Annotated in this window: 19 protein-coding genes; 15 read left to right on the forward strand and 4 right to left on the reverse strand. The window is 62.4% G+C overall.

Annotated elements, in window-relative coordinates:
• Positions 1-749 precede the first annotated feature (749 nt).
• Positions 750-1,589, reverse strand: coding sequence for a transglutaminase-like domain-containing protein (locus BES08_RS06280; protein WP_069707857.1), 840 nt, complete (start codon positions 1,587-1,589; stop codon positions 750-752).
• On the opposite strand from BES08_RS06280, the gene BES08_RS32715 reads away from it, so the two are divergent.
• The 3 genes from BES08_RS32715 to BES08_RS06290 all read left to right on the forward strand — a co-directional run bounded on the left by BES08_RS32715 (position 1,582) and on the right by BES08_RS06290 (position 3,212).
• Positions 1,582-1,842, forward strand: a complete 261-nt coding sequence (locus BES08_RS32715) for a hypothetical protein (RefSeq protein ID WP_156799784.1) — start codon at positions 1,582-1,584, stop codon at positions 1,840-1,842. The two genes, BES08_RS06280 and BES08_RS32715, sit on opposite strands and share 8 nt — an antisense overlap.
• 5 nt (positions 1,843-1,847) lie before the next feature.
• Positions 1,848-2,045 carry a hypothetical protein gene (locus BES08_RS06285; protein WP_069707858.1) on the forward strand — a complete coding sequence of 66 codons (198 nt, stop codon included), beginning with the start codon at positions 1,848-1,850 and terminating at the stop codon, positions 2,043-2,045.
• 117 nt (positions 2,046-2,162) lie between these two features.
• Complete coding sequence (locus tag BES08_RS06290) at positions 2,163-3,212, forward strand: AI-2E family transporter (RefSeq protein WP_231958182.1); 1,050 nt, start codon at positions 2,163-2,165, stop codon at positions 3,210-3,212.
• Positions 3,213-3,453: 241 nt separating this feature from the next.
• Here the strand turns inward: BES08_RS06290 and BES08_RS06295 are convergent, their stop codons facing one another.
• The 3 genes from BES08_RS06295 to BES08_RS06300 form a co-directional block, all read right to left on the reverse strand.
• Positions 3,454-3,720, reverse strand: coding sequence for a GlsB/YeaQ/YmgE family stress response membrane protein (locus tag BES08_RS06295; protein ID WP_069707860.1), 267 nt, complete (start codon positions 3,718-3,720; stop codon positions 3,454-3,456).
• Positions 3,721-3,776: 56 nt separating this feature from the next.
• Positions 3,777-3,983 (reverse strand): hypothetical protein, encoded by a 207-nt coding sequence (locus BES08_RS31685; RefSeq protein WP_083274607.1) that lies wholly within the window; start codon positions 3,981-3,983, stop codon positions 3,777-3,779.
• Positions 3,984-4,189: 206 nt separating this feature from the next.
• Positions 4,190-5,095, reverse strand: a complete 906-nt coding sequence (locus BES08_RS06300; protein ID WP_069707861.1) for a LysR family transcriptional regulator — start codon at positions 5,093-5,095, stop codon at positions 4,190-4,192.
• A 137-nt stretch (positions 5,096-5,232) separates the two neighbouring features.
• Here BES08_RS06300 and BES08_RS06305 point away from each other — a divergent pair, with 137 nt between their 5' ends.
• The 12 genes from BES08_RS06305 to BES08_RS06360 all read left to right on the forward strand — a co-directional run bounded on the left by BES08_RS06305 (position 5,233) and on the right by BES08_RS06360 (position 21,423).
• Positions 5,233-6,672 (forward strand): aldehyde dehydrogenase family protein, encoded by a 1,440-nt coding sequence (locus tag BES08_RS06305; protein ID WP_069707862.1) that lies wholly within the window; start codon positions 5,233-5,235, stop codon positions 6,670-6,672.
• Entirely contained in the window at positions 6,669-8,204 is a 1,536-nt protein-coding gene (locus BES08_RS06310; RefSeq protein ID WP_197524476.1) for an ABC transporter substrate-binding protein, read from the forward strand. The genes BES08_RS06305 and BES08_RS06310 overlap by 4 nt, the downstream gene beginning before the upstream one ends.
• A gap of 201 nt (positions 8,205-8,405) precedes the next feature.
• Positions 8,406-9,491 carry an alanine racemase gene (locus tag BES08_RS06315; RefSeq protein ID WP_197524456.1) on the forward strand — a complete coding sequence of 362 codons (1,086 nt, stop codon included), beginning with the start codon at positions 8,406-8,408 and terminating at the stop codon, positions 9,489-9,491.
• Positions 9,488-9,907, forward strand: coding sequence for a RidA family protein (locus BES08_RS06320; RefSeq protein WP_069707864.1), 420 nt, complete (start codon positions 9,488-9,490; stop codon positions 9,905-9,907). Before BES08_RS06315 ends, BES08_RS06320 begins: the two co-directional genes overlap by 4 nt.
• A 38-nt stretch (positions 9,908-9,945) precedes the next feature.
• Complete coding sequence (locus BES08_RS06325; protein WP_069707865.1) at positions 9,946-11,142, forward strand: acetyltransferase domain-containing protein; 1,197 nt, start codon at positions 9,946-9,948, stop codon at positions 11,140-11,142.
• 40 nt (positions 11,143-11,182) lie between these two features.
• Positions 11,183-11,896, forward strand: a complete 714-nt coding sequence (locus tag BES08_RS06330; RefSeq protein WP_083274741.1) for a cupin domain-containing protein — start codon at positions 11,183-11,185, stop codon at positions 11,894-11,896.
• A 105-nt stretch (positions 11,897-12,001) separates the two neighbouring features.
• Positions 12,002-13,324: an NAD(P)/FAD-dependent oxidoreductase gene (locus BES08_RS06335; RefSeq protein WP_069707866.1), complete on the forward strand. Its 1,323-nt coding sequence runs from the start codon at positions 12,002-12,004 to the stop codon at positions 13,322-13,324.
• Between the two features lie 528 nt (positions 13,325-13,852).
• On the forward strand, positions 13,853-14,329 hold the full coding sequence (locus BES08_RS32720) for a hypothetical protein (RefSeq protein ID WP_197524428.1): 477 nt from the start codon (positions 13,853-13,855) through the stop codon (positions 14,327-14,329).
• Positions 14,330-14,389: 60 nt separating this feature from the next.
• The gene (locus BES08_RS06345) at positions 14,390-15,658 is read left to right on the forward strand and encodes a TolC family protein (RefSeq protein WP_069707868.1); all 1,269 of its coding nucleotides are present in this window, start codon (positions 14,390-14,392) and stop codon (positions 15,656-15,658) included.
• Positions 15,655-16,806 (forward strand): efflux RND transporter periplasmic adaptor subunit, encoded by a 1,152-nt coding sequence (locus tag BES08_RS06350; protein ID WP_069707869.1) that lies wholly within the window; start codon positions 15,655-15,657, stop codon positions 16,804-16,806. Before BES08_RS06345 ends, BES08_RS06350 begins: the two co-directional genes overlap by 4 nt.
• Complete coding sequence (locus tag BES08_RS06355) at positions 16,803-20,021, forward strand: efflux RND transporter permease subunit (RefSeq protein WP_069707870.1); 3,219 nt, start codon at positions 16,803-16,805, stop codon at positions 20,019-20,021. Before BES08_RS06350 ends, BES08_RS06355 begins: the two co-directional genes overlap by 4 nt.
• Positions 20,022-20,214: 193 nt before the next feature.
• A complete protein-coding gene (locus BES08_RS06360; protein WP_083274608.1) occupies positions 20,215-21,423 on the forward strand; it encodes an acetyltransferase domain-containing protein in 1,209 nt (402 codons plus the stop codon).
• Positions 21,424-21,427 lie beyond the last annotated feature (4 nt).

The following is a 21,427-nucleotide window of genomic DNA, read 5'->3' on the forward strand; positions in this document are numbered from 1 at the left end:
CTGGACATGCGCGACGGCCACCCGGCAATGGTGAAACCTGCAGCAATTCTTGCGAGGTTCTCACGCCTCGGCATCACGTCTCACGCGATGCGTCACAAATCTATGCTGCAGGTGCTGCATTGCGCAAGGCAAAATTCCTTCTCCCGCAATCGTATCTTCACCGACGCGCACATATCGCCCGCTGCATGCGCATGTGGCGCCGACCGCTGAGCGTCAGAAGTCGTCCACACCCCTGATACGACAAACTCCATTACCTTGATGAACCTGCCTTTCTCGAAAGGCTATTTGCCAACGCGCGGAAAAGGGCCCGTTCAGCCGGAGCGGAATTGGTAATTTTCCAAGGTCCTGAAAAAAGCGTGGAGGCCTAATCGGCCCTGCTAAGCCTGCAGATCGACAGTGTCAGACCGTGCATTGAGCGCACCGCCTTCATTGCCACTGGCAGGTGATCGACCTGCGCCTTAATGATGGCGATGAACCGACCGCTCTGGCCTTTACCGCAGCTCGCCCTCGAACCACCTCTACCAGGTTGTGAACGGCTAACGGGCAAGCAGACGGCACGGCTCTCGCCGTACGTCCTCAGTAGCGATGGGAAACGGCGTCGATGGTCGGCGCGTTCTGGGTGGGACGACGGCACACGCAACGTTGTCGATCGCCTTGCGTCGATGATTACCGCTTATCGCGATATTACCGCCTATCGCGAAGATGATATGCCCGATCGTGTCGAGGCGATGCCGAGAACTTGAGCGAATTCACGCTGCGATCGGCATCGGCGCAGCGGGGGCCATCTGGACTTCACTTGTGTGAACCTGAAAGCTGGCGAGGCGAACCGACCCGAAGGCCGTTGTCAGTGCAGTATCAGCCGCATCACGGCCACATGCCAAAAGGATACGGCCGATCCGGGGGACACGGTGGCGTGCGTCGAAGCTGTGCCATCTGCCACCAAGATACACTTCAAACCAGGCATGGAAGTCCATTGCAACATCTACTGGCGGGATGCCAATGTCGCCGAGATAGCCGCTGCAGTAGCGGGCGGGGATATTCATGGCGCGGCATAGAGCGACAGCGAGGTGGGCGAAATCGCGGCATACCCCTACCCGCTCTGAATAGGCCTCGTATGCGGTACGGGTCGCCCTGGCATACTGATAGCCATATGTCAGATGACCATGGACGAAGTCGACGATAGCCTGAACGCGCTGCCAACCGGGGGCGATATGCCCGAACAGCCCCCACGCAATGTTGCCCAGCATATCGGTCTCGCAATAGCGGCTACCCAGCAGATAAATGAGAACCTCATTGGGCAGGTCTTTCACATCGTGCTGAATGGCTTGCGGGCTTTGGAGATCCGGCCGACCGGTATCAGCGATGGTGAAATCGCAAGAAATCGTCGAAATCCCTTCAGGCAGCGTCATTCGCGTGCAGATGTTGCCGAACGCATCACGGTAGTCGTGCGAGGGGACACATCGGTCGTTGGTGATCCGGTGCGGGGCAGCCAGGTCGCCAGAACGCTCCGGTCTCACACTCAGCATCAGGACCAACGGCGTGGGCGCACAAGCCTCGAAGGCAAACTGGTACCCGGCAGGAATGAGCATCTTTGACCTCTCGGGAGTTTCAGGCGGTCAAATCTGCGATTTGCCGGTCTTGCTGCTTCAATACGCGATCATCCAAATTGGTTTCATGTCAGCAGCAAGCTCCTCTTCGATTGTACGTTGGGTGTCGCCTCCAAAAACGCCGTTCCAGGCGCCGTTCCCGAGAACCGACTGCGCCAACCGCACGATTGCAGGCGGTTTTTGCAAGGAACCATTCGAGCCACCGCTCGCTCAAGCCGCAAACCAACAGGAGTGATATTCATGAAAATCAAGACGACCGGTGGCTTGGCGCTGATCCTTGCAGCAGGTGCGACTTTGGGCGGGTGTTCACATGGCGCGACCAAGGGCGGTCTGATCGGCGGTGCTGGCGGAGCCGTTGTCGGCAGCGCCACCGGACTTGGCACCACCGAGGGCGCTATCGTCGGCGGTACCGCAGGCGCAGTGATCGGCGATAAGTAAACCGCCGCAAATGTCCGCGGAAAGGGCCGGCGACCAATACTGGCTGCCGGCCCTTTTCGCGTTGGGACACGGCGATCTTGATACAATCAGGCTTCGGCGGGAATAGGGGATAGAGCGTTGGAACCTTTGAACACGGATACGCAAGCACGGTACTGGACGCTCAGCCGGGTTGCTGCGGCGGCTGTAATGGTCGTTGCGATTGTTGCGGTCGCCCTGCTGCTGGTGCGCCTGTCCAGCTTTCTCATGATGGTTTTCGGCGCAGTGGTTCTTGCCGTCGTATTCGATGCGATAGCGCGGGCTCTGTGCTCGGTCCTGCCGATTGGCCGGGGCTGGTCGCTTGGGATTGCCGTCGTCCTGCTGCTCGGCGCCTTTGTCGGCGCGCTCGTTCTTTTCGGCGCGCAGCTCACCAGCGAGTTCGATATCATTCGGCAGAACCTGCCAGGCGGCATCGATCAGCTGCAAGCGTTCCTGCAGCGCATGGGCCTTGGCGACGCCGCCAACGGTGTGCTCGAACACGGCAAGGACAGTTTTTCGGGTCTCACATCGAAGATCGGGACGTACATGCTCGCTCTGGGCAATGGCTTGACCAACCTTGTGCTGGTGATCTTCGCGGCCGTCTTTTTATCCGCTGATCCCGCGGTCTATCGCCATGGCTTTCTGCACCTTGTGCCGAACAAGGGCCTCGATGTTGTGAATGAGGCTCTCGGTGATGTCGGTAAGGGTCTAAATGGCTGGATGAAGGGCCAGGTGGTATCCTCGATCGTTGTCGCATCGCTGACCACGGCCGGACTTGCTGCGTTGGGCGTGCCTTCCGCTGCTGGGCTCGGGGTCATCGCCGGGCTGCTCGATGTCGTTCCGATGATCGGGCCTGTGATTTCCGGCGTACCGGCAGTGCTTCTGGCGTTCACCCAGTCTCCTGCGACGGCTCTGTGGACGGTAGTTCTCTTCCTTGTGGTACAGCAGCTTCAGGGTAATTTCCTGCAACCCATGATCCAGAAGCAAGCGGTAGATGTCCCCCCTGCCGTCCTTTTATTCACGGTCGTTGCCGCCGGAACCCTGTTCGGTTTCATTGGCGTTTTGCTGGCCGCGCCGCTGACCATTGCCGTATTCGTGGTCGTGAAGCGGATTTATGTGAAGACGCTGCTCGGCAAGGATGTCGAAATCTGAGGCGTGTCATCGCGCTTTGAGCCAAGATTGACGGGTCAAGGCGCGGTCCCCTCGGACACGGCTTTATCGAGGCAGGCGAACGGGCGCATGAAACAGGCAGCGCCGCAGAAGATCGCCGCAGCGTGCCGCCGCGTTTGCGGCCTTTCGCGGGTGCTGCACGGATCGATGGCGCCGAAATGGCAATACAAAACGCCGCCCGCCGGGGACCGGGGGCGGCGCTTGAACGCAGACTTCGAGCGGATTACCGGGCGCGGCTACGCTGGAAGAAATTCACGATCGCGAGCAGGATCACTGCGCCGACGAAAGCGATGATGAGGCCGGTCAGCGAAAATTCCTGAACGCTGCCCCGGATGCCAAGCAGCGGCCCCGAAAGGGCATTACCAATGATCGAGCCGACGCAGCCCACGACAATATTGAGGAAAATGCCCATCGAGGCATCACGCTTCATCACCATGCTCGCCAGCCATCCTGCGATGCCGCCGACGATAAGTGCGATAATCCAACCCATGTGCGTCTCCGATTAAGTTATGTTTGTCCTTGTCTGCGGCAAATACCGGGCAACTGTCAGCGAAGCCGTCTGATTTCGCGCTTCTCGAGGTGCTTTTTCAGCGCATATCCACCTGCCGCGGCCGCCACCATGCCCACTGGCCCGAGGCGGCGCAGGACTGTGGCGGCGCCAACGCCCAGCAAAGCTCCACCAGTGCCACCTACGCCGCCGACATCACGCGAAACACGCTGGCCAGCGATAGCGCCGATAATTTTTCCGATCATAGCCGTCTCCTTCGCTGGCAAAAGAAGCGGAAGATGACCCAAATGTTCCGCGGAGTGCAAAATTGGGTTCACTTCTCACCCGCAGTTCCACCCTTGCTCGGTGTTCGGCGTCCACCAGCGACTGGTCAGTATTTACGACGTGGCGCAGGCTCCTGTGGATTGGAGCTGACCTTAAGACCGAGCGCAAGGCGATCTTCATCCCAGCATCACCTCCGCCATGGCGGGGGTGAAAGTCGCGCTCTCAATATGCGCAGGAATGCATCCGCCCGCCCGCTGCGCCCATGGCGTGCGTGAAGCAGTGCCACGACGTCGGCGCAAGGAAGCGACCAGCCCGGAAGCACCAGTTGAAGCCTGCCTGCAGCCAGGTCGCCTGCCACGTCCCATTCGCTACGCACGATGAGGCCGAGCCCGGCGAGCCCCCAATCCCGGATGACCTCTCCGTCATTGCTGGACATACTGGGCTTGATGCGGACTGTCGTCTTGCCGTGACGAGCGTGGGAGAAGCGCCATAGCGTCACGTCCTCGTTATTCTCGCGCAGCGCCAGGCAGCGATGCGCCGCCAACTCATCGGGCTTCAGTATGGGAGGAGCGCTCTGCAGATAGCTGGGAGAGGCGCACAGGAGACGTTTGTTGGGCGCGAGCGTGGTGACGAGCCGGTCACTTTCCGGAAGGCTTCCGATATGCACAATAATATCCCAGCTCTCCGACATTTGCCTGATCGGACTGTCGGACAGCTCGAGTGTGACCGACGTGCCAGGATGCGCCTGCGCAAACTCCTCGACCGCCGGGGCGACGGATTGGCGACCGAAGCCATAAGGGGCGGCTACGCGAAGGTGACCTCGCACTTGCGTCGTCCGACTTGCCAAGCGTTCGGACAAGTCTTCCATCGCGTTCATGATCATGGCCCCCTCGGACGCGATAAGTTCGCCTTCGTCCGTCAGACTGAGACCTCGCGACGTGCGATCAACCAGCTTGACCCCCACTCTCGTCTCCAGTGAACGCAGGCGCTGCGTCACCGCAGGCGGCGTCACGTTAAGACGGCGGGCTGCCTCCGCAAGCGAGGGTGCGCACGTAATAACCTGAAAGAAAGCCAAGTCGTCGGTCGAGATCATTAGGTTCAGCCTTAATCCAACATATAGCCAAGATTAATTGTGATATTCATGGTTTGGCATATCCTCAACGTGCGGGCAACGGGGTCGCCGGACGGCATGGAGCCCTGCCCATCGATTACCACCGAAAGGGTTCGAGCATGATGATGCGGCGCTTCGACCAACTCTACATTGGCGGCGAATGGAGACAGCCGACGGGAAATCTGGCGCCCATCGCGCTTATCGATCCGGCTTCCGAGCGGGTCATAGGCTCCGTCGCTGCAGCCAGCTCCGCCGACGTCGACAGCGCCGTCGAGGCAGCCCGCGCGGCCTTCCCAACATTCTCGGTCACTGCGCCTGGGGAACGCAGCGAGCTACTCGAGCGCATCTGCGCCCTGCTCGGGGAGAGATTCGAAGATCTCGCACAGGCGATCCGTCAGGAAATGGGTTCGGCGATCAGCTTTGCCCGAACATCGCAGGTACCCTTCGGCATTGCCCATGTGCGCACCGCAATCGCGGTGCTGAAGACCTATCCGTTCCTGCGCAGGCAGGGTTCGACGGCCATCGCTCGGGAGGCCATTGGTGTCTGCGGACTGATCACACCCTGGAACTGGCCGCTCTATCAGATCACGGCCAAGGTTGCCCCAGCCATCGCGGCAGGTTGCACGATCGTGCTCAAGCCGAGCGAACTGTCGCCGCTTAGCGCCCAGCTCTTCGCTCAGATCATGCACGATGCCGGAACGCCGCCGGGGGTATTCAATATGGTAACGGGCACGGGAGCAGAGGTCGGCACCGCAATCTCCGCCCATCCCGACATCGACATGGTCTCGATCACCGGATCGACGCGCGCGGGCGTTCTCGTTGCACAGGCGGCCGCTCCCACAGTCAAGCGTGTCACGCAGGAACTCGGCGGCAAGTCCCCCAATATCCTGCTGGACGATGCCGACTTCGCGACAGTGGTGCCGCTGGGTGTGACGGCTGCGTTCCGCAACGTCGGCCAGTCCTGCAGCGCACCTACCCGAATGCTGGTACCTCAGGCTCGCCTCGCCGAGGCCGAACAGCTAGCGGCCTCGGCCGCCGCCAAGATGATTGTCGGACTGCCGGAACTCGAGGCGACGGTCCTTGGCCCCGTCGCCAACGCCAATCAGTTCACCAAGGTTGAGGAGATGATCGACATCGGCATCGCCGAAGGGGCGAAGGTGGTGTGCGGGGGGCCTGGTCGCCCCGAAGGGCTGGACCGGGGGTTCTTCGTGAGGCCCACGATCTTCTCTGCGGTTCACAGCGACATGCGCATCGCGCAGGAAGAGATATTCGGGCCCGTGCTGTGCCTCATCCCATACAGCGACGAGGACCAGGCCGTCAGCATCGCCAACGACACGGTCTACGGGCTCGGTTCCCATGTCCAGTCGTCTGATCTTGATCGTGCGCGCCGAGTGGGCTCGCGCATAAGGGCCGGGCAAGTCCACATCAACCACCCGACATGGGACGGATTCGCGGCCTTTGGTGGCTATCGTCAGTCCGGCAATGGACGGGAATACGGTGTCTTCGGGGTGGAGGAGTATCTCGAGACAAAGGCCATCCTGGGGTACTATCCAGAGTGAGCGGCCCCGATCTCAGCCGCCGCGCGCTGATTGGCGGTCTTGCCGGTGCGAGCGGTCTTCTGCTTCCCGCCAACGCAATGGGTGTGTCGCGTCCACGCACGGGCGGCGGTATACGCGTCGCCAGCACGTCCACTTCCACGCTGGACACGCTCGATCCTGCAAAGGGCGCGCTAAACACCGACTATGTCCGCCATTTCATGCTCTACAGCGGATTGACGGAACTCGACCGTGCACTTTATCCGCGTCCCGCTCTGGCCGAGATCATCGTCAGTCGCGATCAGAAGAACTGGCATATCAGGCTCCGCAAGGGCGTCACATTCCACAACGGGAAGAGCCTGAGCGCAGCCGATGTCGTCTACTCGCTGCTGCGGCACAAGGATCCGCGAACGGGATCGAAAATGGCGGACATCGCCGACCAGTTCGCCGAGGTGAGAGCCACAGGGCCTCTGGAGCTTCTGATCCGCCTCACGGGACCAAATGCCGACCTCCCGGCCATCCTCGCCCAATCTCACTTCCTCATCGTTGCCAACGGGCAGAGGAACTTCAGGACGGCCAATGGAACCGGTCCTTTCAAACTGGTCGAATTCACACCCGGCATCCGAACGAAAGTCCGGCGCAATGCCAACTTCTGGAAACCTGGCAAGCCGTATCTCGACGAGATCGAGCTGATCGGCATCCCCGACGAAGTTAGCCGGGTGAATGCCCTGCTCTCAGGTGACGTCCACCTGATCAACGCGGTGAACCCCAGGTCGACGCGGCGCATCCTGACCTCGCCCCGGCATGGGCTGGTGGAGACCAAGTCAGGTCTGTACACCAACCTCATCGTACGTCAGGACCGCCTTCCGGTGTCCAATCCGCACTTCACGGCGGCATTGAAGTGTCTCATCGATCGTCCGCTCATAAATCGGGCGCTCTTTCGCAACTATGCCACCATCGCGAACGATCATCCGATACCGCCTTCACACATCTACTTCCGCAAGGACCTGCCGCAGACGCAGCTCGATCTGGACAGGGCCAGATGGCATTTCCGTCGCTCGGGCGTCGGCGTCACACGCCTCCCCATCTACGCCTCTCCCGCCGCCGAAGGCTCCATCGACATGGCATCCGTACTGCAGGAATATGGCTCGAGGATCGGCCTTAATCTTGCGGTAAATCGCATGCCTGCCGATGGCTACTGGTCGACGCACTGGATGAAGCATCCGCTCGGCTTCGGGAACAGCAACCCGCGTCCGACCGCCGACATGATCTTCAGTCTCTTCTACAAGACCGATGCGACCTGGAACGAGTCGGGTTGGAAAGCCCCAAGGTTCGACAGCCTCCTCATGGAGGCACGCGGCGAACCGGACCTCCAGCGACGCAAGCAACTCTACGGCGAGATGCAGGCAATGGTGCGCCAGTCTTGCGGCAGCATCATCCCAGTCTTCATGAGTCTTCTCGACGGCCACGATCGGCGGTTGAAGGGCCTCCATCCCGTGCCCCTCGGCGGTTTCATGGGGTACACTTTCGCCGAGCACGTGTGGTGGGAAGGGTAAATCATTAATGCTAAACTTAACCAATAATGCAGGTATCATTAATTGCTAAACACATCTCTGCAGAGCAGAATTCTCCCCACAATCAGCAACGAGGTCATGCCGGTGAGTGAGATAGATACATTGGGGAGAGACGCCAAAGCGAATGCAGCCCGGTGCCTTGAGGATCTGGACACACCATGCCTTGTGCTCGACACAGATCGTATGGCGCGCAACGTCACCCGCCTTCGCAGCCGTCTCGCCTCTCATGGCGTTTGCCTGCGCCCCCATCTGAAGACTGGCAAGTCGGTTGAGGTCGCCCGGCGAACGATGACGACACCGCAGGGCCCAGCGACAGTTTCGACGCTCAAGGAAGCCGAACTGTTTGCCGCAGCCGGCGTCACCGACCTTATTTACGCCGTCGGGATCGCTCCGTCGAAGCTGGCAAAGGTGCTGGATTTGCGAGCAAAGGGCATCGACCTCGCGATCGTTCTCGACACCGTTGAACAGGCCGAAGCCGTTGCCGCCGCCTCACGCGCTGCAGGCCATTCCATACCGGCCTTCATCGAGATCGACTGCGACGGACATCGTTCGGGCGTTTTGCCGAATGACGCGGACCGGCTGGTCAGTATCGGGCGCGTCCTCGCCGATGGTGCGGAGCTTCGCGGCGTCCTGACCCATGCCGGCGGCAGCTACGCGGCGAAGGGCATCGAAGCCCTGCAGGCCTGCGCCGAGGAAGAACGGCGCAGCGTTGTCGACGCGGCCACCATCCTGCGCGGCGCCGGGCTGCCCTGCCCCGTGGTCAGCGTCGGCTCCACGCCGACCGCCCACAACGCTCTGGACCTCACTGGCGTAACCGAGGTGCGCGCTGGCGTCTTTGTGTTCTTTGATCTCGTCATGGCAGGAATCGGCATTTGCCACGTCGACGATATTGCTCTTTCTGTCCTTGCGACCGTAATCGGCCATCAGCACGAAAAGGGATGGATCCTGATCGATGCCGGCTGGATGGCGATGTCGCAAGACCGCGGAACGTCCAGACAAGCGGTCAATCAGGGCTATGGCATCGTCTGCGACGGTTCCGGCGTGCCTTATGACGATCTCATCGTGGCCGATGCCAATCAGGAGCATGGCATCATCATGGTTCGCCCGAGCTCTGGCGGACAATTGCCGGACCTGAGGATCGGAGACCGGGTGAGGATACTCCCCAATCACGCTTGTGCCACGGCCGCGCAGCACGACAGGTATCATGTCGTGCGCGGCACATCGAGTGTCGTCGAGGGCGAATGGCCGCGCTTCGGAGGGTGGTCATGAGCAACCCAGGCGATAATCATAGCGGGATTAAGCCGGTCCTGACCGAAGCCGCTCCGAGACCGGCCGGACACTATTCACAAGCCGTCAGATCGAAAGATACACTCTACATCTCGGGCCAGCTCCCGATCAGGGCTGACGGCAATCCGCTTGCCGACACGAGCTTCGAGACACAGGTTCGGCAAGCCATCGCCAATATGCTTGCAATCCTGGAAACAGCGGGCGGCAAGCCGGGGGATTTGTGTCGCGTGACGGCCTATATTGTCGGCGTCGAAAACTGGCCCGAGTTCAACCGCATCTATGCAGATATGATCGGCGAGGCGAAGCCTGCGCGGACCGTCGTGCCTGTGCCCGAACTCCATTACGGCTTGCTGGTGGAGGTGGACGCCGTGGCGACACTCGCCACCACGGACGCCTGAACCCCATTTCCGAGAACGATCTTCGACCGGAGACGAACATGGCGACACTCGCAGACAGAGCCACAGGCAATACAACGCGACCGGAAGCCTCCTTCGGAGCTGCGCCCGGAAAACGGCTCGAAAGCATAGATGCGCTGCGCGGGCTGGTAATGATCATTATGCTGCTCGACCACATCCGGGAGACCTGGTTCCTCTGGGTGCCGGTGGGCGATCCGGTCGATGCGCGCACGGTGATGCCCGCCCTGTTTTTCACCCGGATCACCAGCACGCTCTGCGCGCCAATTTTCGTCGCGCTCACCGGCCTCTCCGCCTATCTCTTCAGTCGGCGGCACACGCTCGCGCAGACCAGTGACTTCCTGCTTCGACGCGGTGCCTTTCTGGTGCTGCTTGAGCTGACGCTGGTCAACTTTTCCTGGCGTGCCGAGCTCCTTCCCCACTTCGTATTCCTTCAGGTCATCTGGGCGATCGGCCTGTGCATGGTCATCTTGGCGGCCCTCATCCATCTTCCTGCGCGGGCGATCCTGGTTCTGGGCCTCTTAATCGTGTGCGGGCACAATCTTCTGGACCCGATCACATTCCCAGCCGATCACCCGATGTTCGTCCCCTGGGCGATCATCCACGAGCGTTCCCAGATGGAACTCGCTGGCGTGATGATCAAGTTCAACTATCCGGTTCTGCCTTGGGTGGGGGTCATCTGCCTCGGCTGGTCCGTCGGCGCCTGGTTCTCCGACCGTACGGCAGAACAGCGGCGCAACCTCCTGCGCATCACCGGTGCTTGCATGATTGGTCTCTTCTTCGTCCTTCGCACGCTCAACGTCTACGGCGATTCCCCGTGGTTCGTTGTTCCGGGCGAGCCGATTCGGACGGTAATGAGCTTCCTCGCGCTCACAAAATATCCACCGTCCCTGCTCTTCCTCCTGCCGACACTGGGCATCGGCCTCATCTTGCTCGCGGTGTTCGAGCGAGCCAATGACGCTAGCATCACACGCTGGCTCTCGGTGATGGGCGGCGCGCCAATGTTCTTCTATCTCTTCCACCTTTATCTGCTGCGCATCATCTACCTGATGGCACGTGCGATTTACGGCACCAATCACGGAGAGGTCTTCGGGGTCGATACGCTGCCTTGGGTGTGGGCCTGGTATCTGGGGCTAATCGTGCCGCTCTACTTCCCGACCCGCTGGTTCTCGAACCTCAAGAAGTGCCGCAAGGACATCTGGTGGCTGAAATATCTCTGAGGACCGCCCGATATCCGATCGCTCCTGCAGGATGATGACCATGACGACCGAAACACGCTGCTCCACGTTCATCGATCTGGGCGCTTTGGCCAGAACAACTGATCTGGCACCGGGCCCGGATCCCTTCGGGCCCGGGGCACGGATGCTACCGGTCCGGGCCGGACCTTGCGAAATCTTCCTCTCGTGCGTGAAGGATGCCGGCGAGTGCCAGGAAAATCGGGGAGACTGCTGGCTTTTCGCATGCACCGGGTTGCTTGAAATCGCGGACGACAACCGCAGTGCCGCCATCGCACAAGGGACTAGTGCGGTCATCGCTCGCGGCACGACCTTCCGCTGGCGCGCACCGGAGGGCGCAATTGTAATCGGCATGCGCTATCTTCAGGCTGCCGCCGGCAGACCCGGAATTCATACCATCGACAACAATGCGCCCAGGAAGCAGTCCGGTACGCCGGCGGATGAAGTGCTGCTGGGCGAACGCCCGGCCTGCCGGTCGCACAACGTGTTCCGGTCGGCCAGCGGTGAATTTCAATGCGGTACCTGGGATTCTACGCCTTATCAGCGTCTCCCCATATATTTCGAGCATAGCGAACTCATGCACCTGCTGGCAGGCGAGGTGACGTTCGTCGACGAGAACGGTGCCAGGGCAACCTTCCGCAAAGGCGACACGTACATCATCGAGCAGGGCGCAAGTGTCAGCTGGGAGAGCCACGAGTTCGTCGCGAAGATTTACGCACAATACCGTCCTGCCACATGACACCCGGACCGTGGTCCGTGACGTGCAGTTATCGCTTCCCGAAACTATTCTCCGACAGGCATGGCCTTGCCTAGTTCCCAACCGCATCAATCAGGTCTGCACCGAATGTCACCAGTCGTTCAGAAGGTCATCAGCGACGCGGCGCTTCCCGAGGCAGTCGATGTCGTAGTCGTCGGCGGAGGTATCGTCGGGACCGCGGCGGCGTATTATCTCTCAAAGCGCGGCCTCTCCGTCGCCTTGCTGGAAAAGGGGCACATTGCCTGCGAACAGTCAAGCCGGACGTGGGGCTGGTGCCGTCAGCAGAACCGTGATCCGCGTGAAATGCCGCTCTCGCTCCTCTCCATGCATTTGTGGGATAGTCTGGCCGGCGAAATCGGCAAGGACCTCGGTTTCCGCCGTACCGGGCTCGTCTACACGACGGACGATGCCGCGATGCTGGCATCGTGGGAAGCCTGGAAACCGGTGGCCCGCGAATTTGGCATCGAGACCCACATGCTGAATGCATCGCAGGCCGCAGAGCGCATCCCCGAGACCCGGCGCAAATGGGTGGGCGGCCTCCACTCAGTTGCAGACGGAAAAGCCGAGCCCGCCCTAGCGGCACCAGTCCTTGCCGAGGGCGCTCGCGCGCTCGGCGCAACAATCCACCAGGCCTGTGCCGCTCAGGCGCTGGACATTACCAGTGGACGGATCACCGGCATCCACACCGAAAGGGGATTGATCCGTGCCGATGCAGTCCTCTGCGCCGCTGGGGCCTGGGCGTCGACTTTCCTGCGTCGCCACGGCATCGTCTTTCCGCAGGCGAGCGTGCGTCAGACCGCGCTGCGCACGAAGCCAACTGTGAATGTCGGTGAGGTCATCTACTGCCCCGACTTGGCGATGACGCGACGGCTCGACGGCAGCTACACGATGGCGATCAGCGGCCGCGTGACACTCGAGGTGACGCCGCAAGGCCTGCGCTTTTCCCGTGAGTTCATGCCGCAGTTCATCCAGCGACTGAAAGCCGTCCAGGTCGGCCTCAGCGGGTCCTTCCTGTCCGGCCCTGAATCCCTTTCCGCGCTGTTCAGCGGGGATCCCGGTCTGTTCACACGCAGCAGGATCCTCGACCCCGCTCCCAATCGCCGTTTGGTCAAAGCTATCATGGCCAATGTCGTTGGAACTTTTCCCGAACTTTCAGGGATCGAGATCGACCACTCCTGGGGCGCCTATGTCGATTGTACACCTGACGCGGTGCCAGTCGTCTCAGCCATTGATGCGATTTCCGGTCTTCATCTCGCGGCAGGTTGCTCCGGCCACGGCTTCGGGTTGGGGCCGGGCATAGGTTTTCTCTCGGCGCAGCTCGTGACGGGCGACATGCCGAGCGTCGATGCGAGCCATTTCCGGCTTGCACGGCTCGTAGATGGCTCGAAGGTCAAGGTCGGTTCCCTATAGTGCCTGACCGGAAGGCAGCACCCTGGAGGCGCACATCGGATCGCCTGGGATGCGGGCGCTGCACAAAGTTCGTGATTACGCTCGTGCGGTTTTCCGTGCGACGTCCATCACCGGTCGGCCAATCGCGGTACACGGCGGGGCAGGTCCTGGCATGCTCCACGACTTCGCGGCGCGACAGGGGCCGGTCGTCGGAATGCTCCGAGACCACACGTAATGGGACGCCGCTCGCACTGACCAGCCATTTAGAAAGATCGGCAGCGCCTGCAACGAAGATCCGCAGCGATCCTATCTCTCGCTGAGCTTCTGACCAGAAATGGCTCCTCCCCTCGAAGGCATCGATAAGCGCCTGCGAATCCTGCTTCGAAACCGAACACAGATGCCGCGCGGACACCGTCCTGGCAGCACCCCTGATCCGCTTGCCGAGAAAGCTCGGTGCGCGTCACCCGTCGACTTGCAACCGTCCGGGGGTGGAGGCGATCGCAAGCCGTTCGTTCGATCTTCTGGAGCCGACACGTGGCATAATATGCCGTGAATGCGTCAATCACGCGATTGTTTGCGCCGCCTAATGCAGTTATCCCCGCAGCCATGGGCGTGCGCGTGCATCAGAATCGGCATACCGGATTGACGAGGATCTCACTCCTCGCCGGGCTTGTCCTCGCTCTGCTGGCACTTGCGAATGTAATGGCGCTGTCAAACTGGCACGCCTCGCTTCTCGATCATGACGATCTCGCTGCCGATGCGGCGCCGACTGGTCACGGGCACCATCATCACGGCGATGCCGACGAGGATCATCCCCCTGCTGAACTTGGCACTGCGGACCAAGGCTCGCGTACTATAGATTTGCACGCGCTGACGCATGCGATGATCCACGGACTGGCTGGACTCGTTCCGAACTTCTCGGTTGCAATCCTCTTCCACGAAGCGGCAAGCGACTGGTTCTCCGGACGCAGTTTCTCATTGTCCGGGATTTCACCCGAAGGACTGCTGCGCCCTCCTCGATTCTGACGCGAATGCGCCGTTAGCGGTGCGCGCTTCGTCACATCAGCTATCCGAGGGAGTTCCCCCATGTCCGATCCGATCGGCTCGCGACGCCTGCGCAAGGCGTTGCCCGCTGTCGCGAGCATCGGCTGGGCACTGGCGGCGTCCAGTGCCCAAGCTCAGACCGCTCCGCCCTTCGCCCAGCTTTACCTAGATACCCGTGAAGCACCTCGCCAGGTTGAGCTGGACGCGGAGATACACCGCGCCGAGGGTCTTGCCCTGCAGGCTCACGCCCGTCCGAACCCTACAGTATCGGTGATGACCGAGAACGTGGCAGGACAGACGCCTTATCGCGGGTTCGATCGATCCGAGAATACGCTGCAGCTTAACCAGGCAATCGAGATCGGCGGCAAGCGCGCGTCACGCATCGCCGCAGGCACGGCCGGCGTTGCCGCGGCGCAGGCCCGGACCCGGGAGGCTCGCCTCGCCTATGCCTATGATCTGGCGATGGCCTACGGAGCTGCCGAGATCGCCGACCGCCGCATCGAACTGGCGGAAGAGGAAGTCGACGAGGCCAGCGGTGACATGCGCGCCGTGCAGGCCCTCGTACAGGCCGGCAAGGAGGCACGTCTGCGCGCACTTCAGGTCGAAACCGAAGTCAATGCGCTGCGTTCGCTGGTCGATGCCGCAAAGGCGGAGCGCGTGGGCGCCTACGCCCGGCTGGCTGCGCTTGCAGGCGACGACGCCGGGTTCACCAGCCTGGCCGAACCGCTTCTTCCAAGGTTCGAGGCCAGGACCGGTTATGGGCCGATCGACCCCCTGGAAACCGCACCGTACGTTGCTGCGCAGGCAGAGCGCGAAGCGGCAAGACAGCGGGTTTCGGCAGCACGGCGACAGGCGAACCCGGACGTCACGGTGTCGGTCGGCGTGCGCCGCCTCGAAATCGACAAGGCAAATGCCTTAATCGCGGGGGTCAGCGTGCCCCTGCCGCTGTTCGATCGCAATCGCGGGAACGTGAATGCCGCCGAAGCCGACTTGCGCGCGGCAGAGGCCCGCAATGCGGGCATGCTCCTCAATGTGAAAGCCGAGATAGCAGCTTCGCTCGCGCTCAACGAAGCCGCCGACGCCCGGATCGCCGCTGCCGATCGCACACTGCGAACCGCAGAGGAAGCCTACCGTCTTGCCCGCATCGCCTATGAGGCAGGCAAGTCGCCGCTGCTCGAACTGCTCGCTGCACGACACGAGGTCGGCGTCGCGCGCGGTGTCATTCTCGACGCCGCTGCCGCCCGTCTTGAATCTCGTGCCCGTCTCGCCCGTCTCGAGGGCACCACGATTACCGGAGAACCGGTCCAATGAACGACAAGACCCCTCTTTATGCCGGCGCGGCGCTCGCCCTGCTCATCGCCGCCGGTGTAGGCTTCAGTGCCGCCCGCCTGACCCAGCCTGCCGGCTCCGCCGAAAACGATGCCGCCGAGACCGCCCCCGCAGCCATCCCCGATCATGTCGAGATTTCCGACGCGGGGATCAAGCTGTCGCAGATCGCAATTGCGCCTGCTGCCTCGGGTGAACTCGACGCAGCGATACCCGCCTCGGCAAGCGTCGAGGCGACACCGGACGCGGAAGCCGTGCTGACGGCCCGTGCACCGGGGACCGTCACGCGCATCTTCAAGCGGATCGGCGATCCGGTGAAGGCTGGCGAAACGCTCGCTCTGGTGGAGAGCCGCGATGCGTCCTCCATCGCGGCGGACCAGTCCGCAGCCGCTGCCCGCGTGACACTGGCAAGCCGGCAACTGGACCGCGAGCGCAAGCTCCTGGACCAGGGCGTGAGTCCGCGTGCCGACTTCGAGACGGCGCAGGCGAACCTTGCAGTCGCGCGTGCCGACGCCATGCGGGCGAGTGCAGCAGCAGGCGCCGCCCGCATCGCGCGCGACGGACGATCGGTCATGGTCGCCAGTCCTGTTTCCGGCCGTCTGACGATGGCTTCCGCAAACCTGGGGCAGTTCGTGGCCGCCGAAACCGAACTGTTCCGCGTCGCCGATCCCCGCAGCCTGCAGATCACCGCCAGCGTTCCCGCCGCCGAAGCGGCACGGGTGCGCCCCGGTGACAGAGTGGAACTGCTCGTCGGCGAAGGCCGGACGATCGAGGGCCGGGTACGCTCTTCCACGGGCGTCGTCGACCCGCAGAGCCGCGGCGCGACCGTCATCATCGAAGCGACCGGCGCCTCCGGTCTCGCTCCCGGACAAATGCTGCAGGCTCGCATTTTCGCAAGCGGCGGCGCCGTGCGCGGCGGCGTGATGGTTCCTCAGGACGCGGTACAGACGACCGGTGCCCGCACCGTCGTGTTCGTTCGCACGCCCAAGGGGTTCAGGGCGCAGGCCGTGCAGGTAGGCAGCCGCAGCGGCGGCCTCGTCTCGATCGTCTCTGGGCTCAAGGCCGGGACGCGGATCGCCACCAGCAACGCCTTCCTTCTCAAGGCAGAGCTGGAGAAGGAGACGGCCGAATGATCTCCCGGATCCTCTCCCTCTCGATCAGGGGGCGATGGCTCGTCGCCTTCCTGACCCTGATGGTCGCGGGCTTCGGCCTGTGGCAGATCACGAAGCTGCCGATCGACGCCGTCCCGGACGTCACCAACCGCCAGGTCCAGATCAGCACCTTCGCGCCCGCCTACGGACCGGTCGACATGGAAAAGCAGGTGACCTACCCGGTCGAGACGGCACTGGCAGGCATCCCCGGGCTCACAATGACGCGCTCGATCTCGCGCAACGGGTTCAGCCAGGTCACCGCCGTCTTCACCGACGCCACCGACATCTACTTCGCGCGTCAGCAGGTAACCGAGCGCCTCACACAGGCAAAGGACAGCCTGCCGGGCGGGGTTCAGCCCGCGCTCTCTCCGCTCAGTACGGGACTTGGCGAGATCTTCTTCTATTCGATCGCTTTCCGCCATCCGGACGGCAAGGGGATCAAGGCCACGGACAATCAGCCCGGCTGGCAATCGGACGGAAGCTATCTCACGCCCGAGGGCGAACGCCTGACCACCGAGCTCGCCAAGGCTGCCTATCTGCGCACGGTACAGGACTGGATCATTCGTCCGCAGATGCGCAACGTGCCCGGCGTCGCGGGCGTCGATTCCAACGGCGGCTACGTCAAGCAGTACCTGGTCGAACCCAACCTCGCCGCGCTGGCGTCGTACGGCATTTCGTTCACGCAGCTGGCAGATGCACTTGAACGGGCCAATCTCTCCGCCGGATCGAACTACGTGCGCCGAGCCGGAGAAAGCTTCCTGGTTCGCGCCGACGCGCGCCTGAAGTCGGTCGACGACATCCAGGAAGCCGTGGTGGCCACTCGCGCGGGGGTGCCGGTCCGGGTGAAGGATATCGGCCAGGTCGTCATCGGCGGCGCCGTCCGCACGGGTTCCGGCAGCCGCATGGGCTCCGAGGCGGTGATCTCCACCGTGCTGATGCTCACCGGCGAGAACAGCCGCATCGTCGCGAACAGCGCCGCCGAAAAGCTCATCCAGATCAACAAGTCCTTGCCGCCGGACGTGTTTGCCGAGCCGGTCTACAATCGCTCGAAGCTGGTCAACGCCACGATCGCGACGGTCGAGAAGAACCTGATCGAAGGCGCTCTGCTGGTCATCGTCGTGTTGTTCCTGCTGCTCGGCAACATCCGCGCAGCATTGATCACGGCGGCGGTGATCCCGATCACCATGCTGATGACCGCCAGCGGCATGAACGGCCTTGGCGTCTCGGGCAACCTCATGAGCCTGGGCGCGCTCGACTTCGGCCTGATCGTCGACGGCGCCGTCATCATCGTCGAGAACGCGCTGCGCCGTCTTGCCGAGCGGCAGGAGCATGAGGGACGTCTGCTTACAAGGTCGGAACGCATGGAGGAGACCAATCTCGCCGCGCGTGAAATGATCCGCCCCACTGTCTACGGCCAGCTCATCATCTTCCTCGTCTTCGTGCCGCTGCTGACGTTCCAGGGCGTCGAGGGCAAGACTTTCGCTCCGATGGCGATCACCCTGATGATCGCGCTCGCGTCCGCGTTCGTGCTGTCGCTCACGTTCGTGCCAGCCATGATCGCGCTGGTCATCACCGGCAAGGTCTCCGAGACCGAAGTAAAGCCGATCCGCTGGTTCAAGGAGAAGTATCATCCGGTTCTGACAAAAGCTGTGGCCCGTCCGCTGCCCTTCGTCTTTGCAGGTGTCGGCGTGTTCGCTGCAGCAGTCCTGGCGTTCGGTATGCTCGGCGAGGAGTTCATGCCGCAGCTCGACGAGAAGGACATCACTGTCACCAACTTCCGCGTGCCGTCCGCCTCCATCGATCAGTCCACGCAGATGCAGCTGGCGATCGAGGATGCGCTCAAGACGCTGCCCGAGGTGGCGCTGGTCTTCTCCAAGAACGGCAACGCCGACCTCGGCACTGACCCGATGCCGCCGAACGCATCGGACACGTATGTCATCCCCAAGCCGGAAGACGAATGGCCGGACGAGGTCAGGAGCAAGGACGACATCCTGCGCCGCATCGAGGAGCGGATGAAGCCGCTCATCGGCAACCGGGTCGAGATTCAGCAGCCTATCCAGATGCGCTTCAACGAGCTGATCGCCGGCGTGCGCGCCGACGTGGCCGTCAAGCTCTACGGCGACGACCTCGACGCCATGAGCGAGCAGGCCCGCAGGATCGCAGCGGTCTTGCGCAAGATTCCGGGAGCGGCCGACGTGAGCGCGGAACAGACTTCGGGCGCGCCGACCTTCGACGTGAAGATCGATCGCCAGGCGGCGGCCCGCTACGGGCTGTCGGTGGACGAAGTGGCAAATACGGTCGCGGCCGCGCTCGGAGGCCGCGAGGCGGGCCTGCTGTTCGAAGGAGACCGGCGCTTCGCGGTCGTCGTGCGCCTTCCCGACGCCCAGCGCGACGATCTGGAAACGCTGGGCGCCATCCCGGTCATGCTGCCCGGCGGCGAAGGGCAGATCGCCCGCTCCGTGCCGCTGCGCGAAGTGGCGCGCTTCAGCTACACCCAAGGGCTGAACCAGATCAGCCGAGAGAACGGCAAGCGCATGGTCGTGGTGCAAGCGAATGTGCGTGGCCGCGATCTCGGTGGCTTCGTCTCCGAAGCGCAGGACGCAATGGGCGCTCTGGCATTGCCTTCGGGCATGTACACGGAGTGGGGCGGAACCTTTGAAAGCCTGCAATCGGCACGCTTGCGCCTGCTGCTGGTGGTTCCGGTCTGCTTCGCCGCGATCTTCGCATTGCTCTTCATGGCGCTAGGTGGCCTGGGCCGCGCAGCTATCGTGTTCAGCGCGGTGCCGATGGCTCTGGCGGGCGGCGTCTTCGCCCTCCTCCTGCGCGGCATTCCGTTCTCGATCACGGCGGCAGTGGGGTTCATTGCCCTCTCCGGGGTCGCCGTTCTCAACGGTCTGGTGATGATGAGCGCGATCCGCAAACGGGCCGACGACGGCCTCGCGCCAGATGAGGCCATCGTCAGCGGCGCTATGGAGCGGGTGAGACCTGTTTTGATGACCGCGCTCGTCGCAAGTCTCGGATTCGTGCCAATGGCTCTGGCAACGGGAACCGGAGCGGAAGTCCAGCGTCCGCTCGCCACCGTCGTCATCGGCGGGCTCATCACCTGCACGATCCTGACCCTGCTCGTGCTTCCGGCGATCACCGCGCTGGCAACACGCAGGGCGCAGCACGCGCGTAGCATCCCGCAAGTCCCGTAACTGACGCAAGGCATGGTCGGCCCATCACGGATGCCGACCATGCCAATCGCAGGTGAGGATCAGCGGACCGGCAGATTGTGCTGCCGGAGGCTCATGCGCTTGCGAGTTTCATGTCGATTTGGTCGCGATTTGGCAGCCGATGATTGCGTAAAGGCATAGCCTGTCATTCGGAATATATGCTCAGGAGGGCAAGATGGGGTCGCAGACTACAGTCAGCGTCGAGTGGCGCGAACCTGCCACGCAGAATACGTTTACGGACAAGGCGGCTGCCCGCACCCGTCTCATCGCCATCGATGCGCTGCGCGGTCTGGTCATGCTTTTCATGCTTGTCGATCATGTCCGCGAGACGTGGTTCCTCCACATGCAGGTGACAGACCCGGTGGACGCACATACGGCGGACCCGGCGCTGTTCTTCACACGCCTGCTCTCGACGTTCTGTGCGCCTGCATTCATAGCCCTGACCGGCCTCTCCGCCTGGCTCTACGGGCAATCGCGGAGCAAGGCCGAGGTTTCCTCGTTCCTAATCAAGCGAGGCCTGTTTCTGATCTTCCTCGAACTCACTTTCGTCGGGTTCGCCTGGACCGCCAAGTTCCCGCCGAGCACCTTCTGGCTGCAGGTTATCTGGGCCATTGGCATTTGCATGATCGCTCTGGCGGCGCTGATCCACTTGCCGCGCGGCATCCAGATCGGCGTGGGCCTTGCCATCGTGTGTCTGCATAACCTGCTCGACGGCATCGTGCTTACGCCCGACTCGCCATGGTTCGCCACCTGGGCAGTGCTTCACCAACGCGCTATCATCGAGCTTGGCGGCGGCATGATTGCCAAGACCACCTATCCGGTGCTGCCGTGGATCGGCGTCATCCTGCTAGGCTACGCAATGGGTCCGTGGTTCGGAAAGCAGGCAGACCCTGCCGCGCGGGTTCGCCGGATGGCACTGCTAGGAGCAGGATTGCTGGCAGGCTTCGTATTGCTGCGCTTCGCAAACGTCTACGGTGACAAGCCCTGGTTTCACGCCGAGACGCCGCTGCGCACGGTGATGAGCTTCCTCGCGCTCACCAAGTACCCGCCCTCACTGCTGTTCCTGATGCCAACGCTCGGATTCGGCGCGCTGATGCTGGCTCTTTTCGAGAAATTCCAGCAGCACTGGACGATGCCGCGCCTCGCCATGCTCGGCGGCGCGCCAATGTTCTACTACCTGCTGCACCTTTACGTCCTGAAGGCGCTCTATCTGATTGCGCTTGCCGTCTACGGTCCAACCAAGGGAACAGTGTTCGGCGTCGACAACGTATCGACAGTCTGGATCTGGGTCGCATTGCTGATCGTTCCCCTCTACCTGCCGACCCGCTGGTTCGCCCGCTTGAAGCAGCAGCGCAAGGACATCTGGTGGCTCAAGTACCTCTGAGACA

Source organism: Novosphingobium resinovorum (assembly GCF_001742225.1).
Classification (GTDB): Bacteria; Pseudomonadota; Alphaproteobacteria; order Sphingomonadales; family Sphingomonadaceae; genus Novosphingobium; species Novosphingobium resinovorum_A.

Coding starts and splice junctions, on each gene's coding strand:
- BES08_RS32715 (WP_156799784.1), top strand. CDS start 1,582: ATGAGCATCTTTGACCTCTCGGGAGTTTCAGGCGGTCAAATCTGCGAT.
- BES08_RS06280 (WP_069707857.1), bottom strand. CDS start 1,589: ATGCTCATTCCTGCCGGGTACCAGTTTGCCTTCGAGGCTTGTGCGCCC.
- BES08_RS06285 (WP_069707858.1), top strand. CDS start 1,848: ATGAAAATCAAGACGACCGGTGGCTTGGCGCTGATCCTTGCAGCAGGT.
- BES08_RS06295 (WP_069707860.1), bottom strand. CDS start 3,720: ATGGGTTGGATTATCGCACTTATCGTCGGCGGCATCGCAGGATGGCTG.
- BES08_RS31685 (WP_083274607.1), bottom strand. CDS start 3,983: ATGATCGGAAAAATTATCGGCGCTATCGCTGGCCAGCGTGTTTCGCGT.
- BES08_RS06300 (WP_069707861.1), bottom strand. CDS start 5,095: ATGATCTCGACCGACGACTTGGCTTTCTTTCAGGTTATTACGTGCGCA.
- BES08_RS06305 (WP_069707862.1), top strand. CDS start 5,233: ATGATGATGCGGCGCTTCGACCAACTCTACATTGGCGGCGAATGGAGA.
- BES08_RS06315 (WP_197524456.1), top strand. CDS start 8,406: ATGGCGCGCAACGTCACCCGCCTTCGCAGCCGTCTCGCCTCTCATGGC.
- BES08_RS06320 (WP_069707864.1), top strand. CDS start 9,488: ATGAGCAACCCAGGCGATAATCATAGCGGGATTAAGCCGGTCCTGACC.
- BES08_RS06325 (WP_069707865.1), top strand. CDS start 9,946: ATGGCGACACTCGCAGACAGAGCCACAGGCAATACAACGCGACCGGAA.
- BES08_RS06330 (WP_083274741.1), top strand. CDS start 11,183: ATGACGACCGAAACACGCTGCTCCACGTTCATCGATCTGGGCGCTTTG.
- BES08_RS06335 (WP_069707866.1), top strand. CDS start 12,002: ATGTCACCAGTCGTTCAGAAGGTCATCAGCGACGCGGCGCTTCCCGAG.
- BES08_RS06345 (WP_069707868.1), top strand. CDS start 14,390: ATGTCCGATCCGATCGGCTCGCGACGCCTGCGCAAGGCGTTGCCCGCT.
- BES08_RS06350 (WP_069707869.1), top strand. CDS start 15,655: ATGAACGACAAGACCCCTCTTTATGCCGGCGCGGCGCTCGCCCTGCTC.
- BES08_RS06355 (WP_069707870.1), top strand. CDS start 16,803: ATGATCTCCCGGATCCTCTCCCTCTCGATCAGGGGGCGATGGCTCGTC.
- BES08_RS06360 (WP_083274608.1), top strand. CDS start 20,215: ATGGGGTCGCAGACTACAGTCAGCGTCGAGTGGCGCGAACCTGCCACG.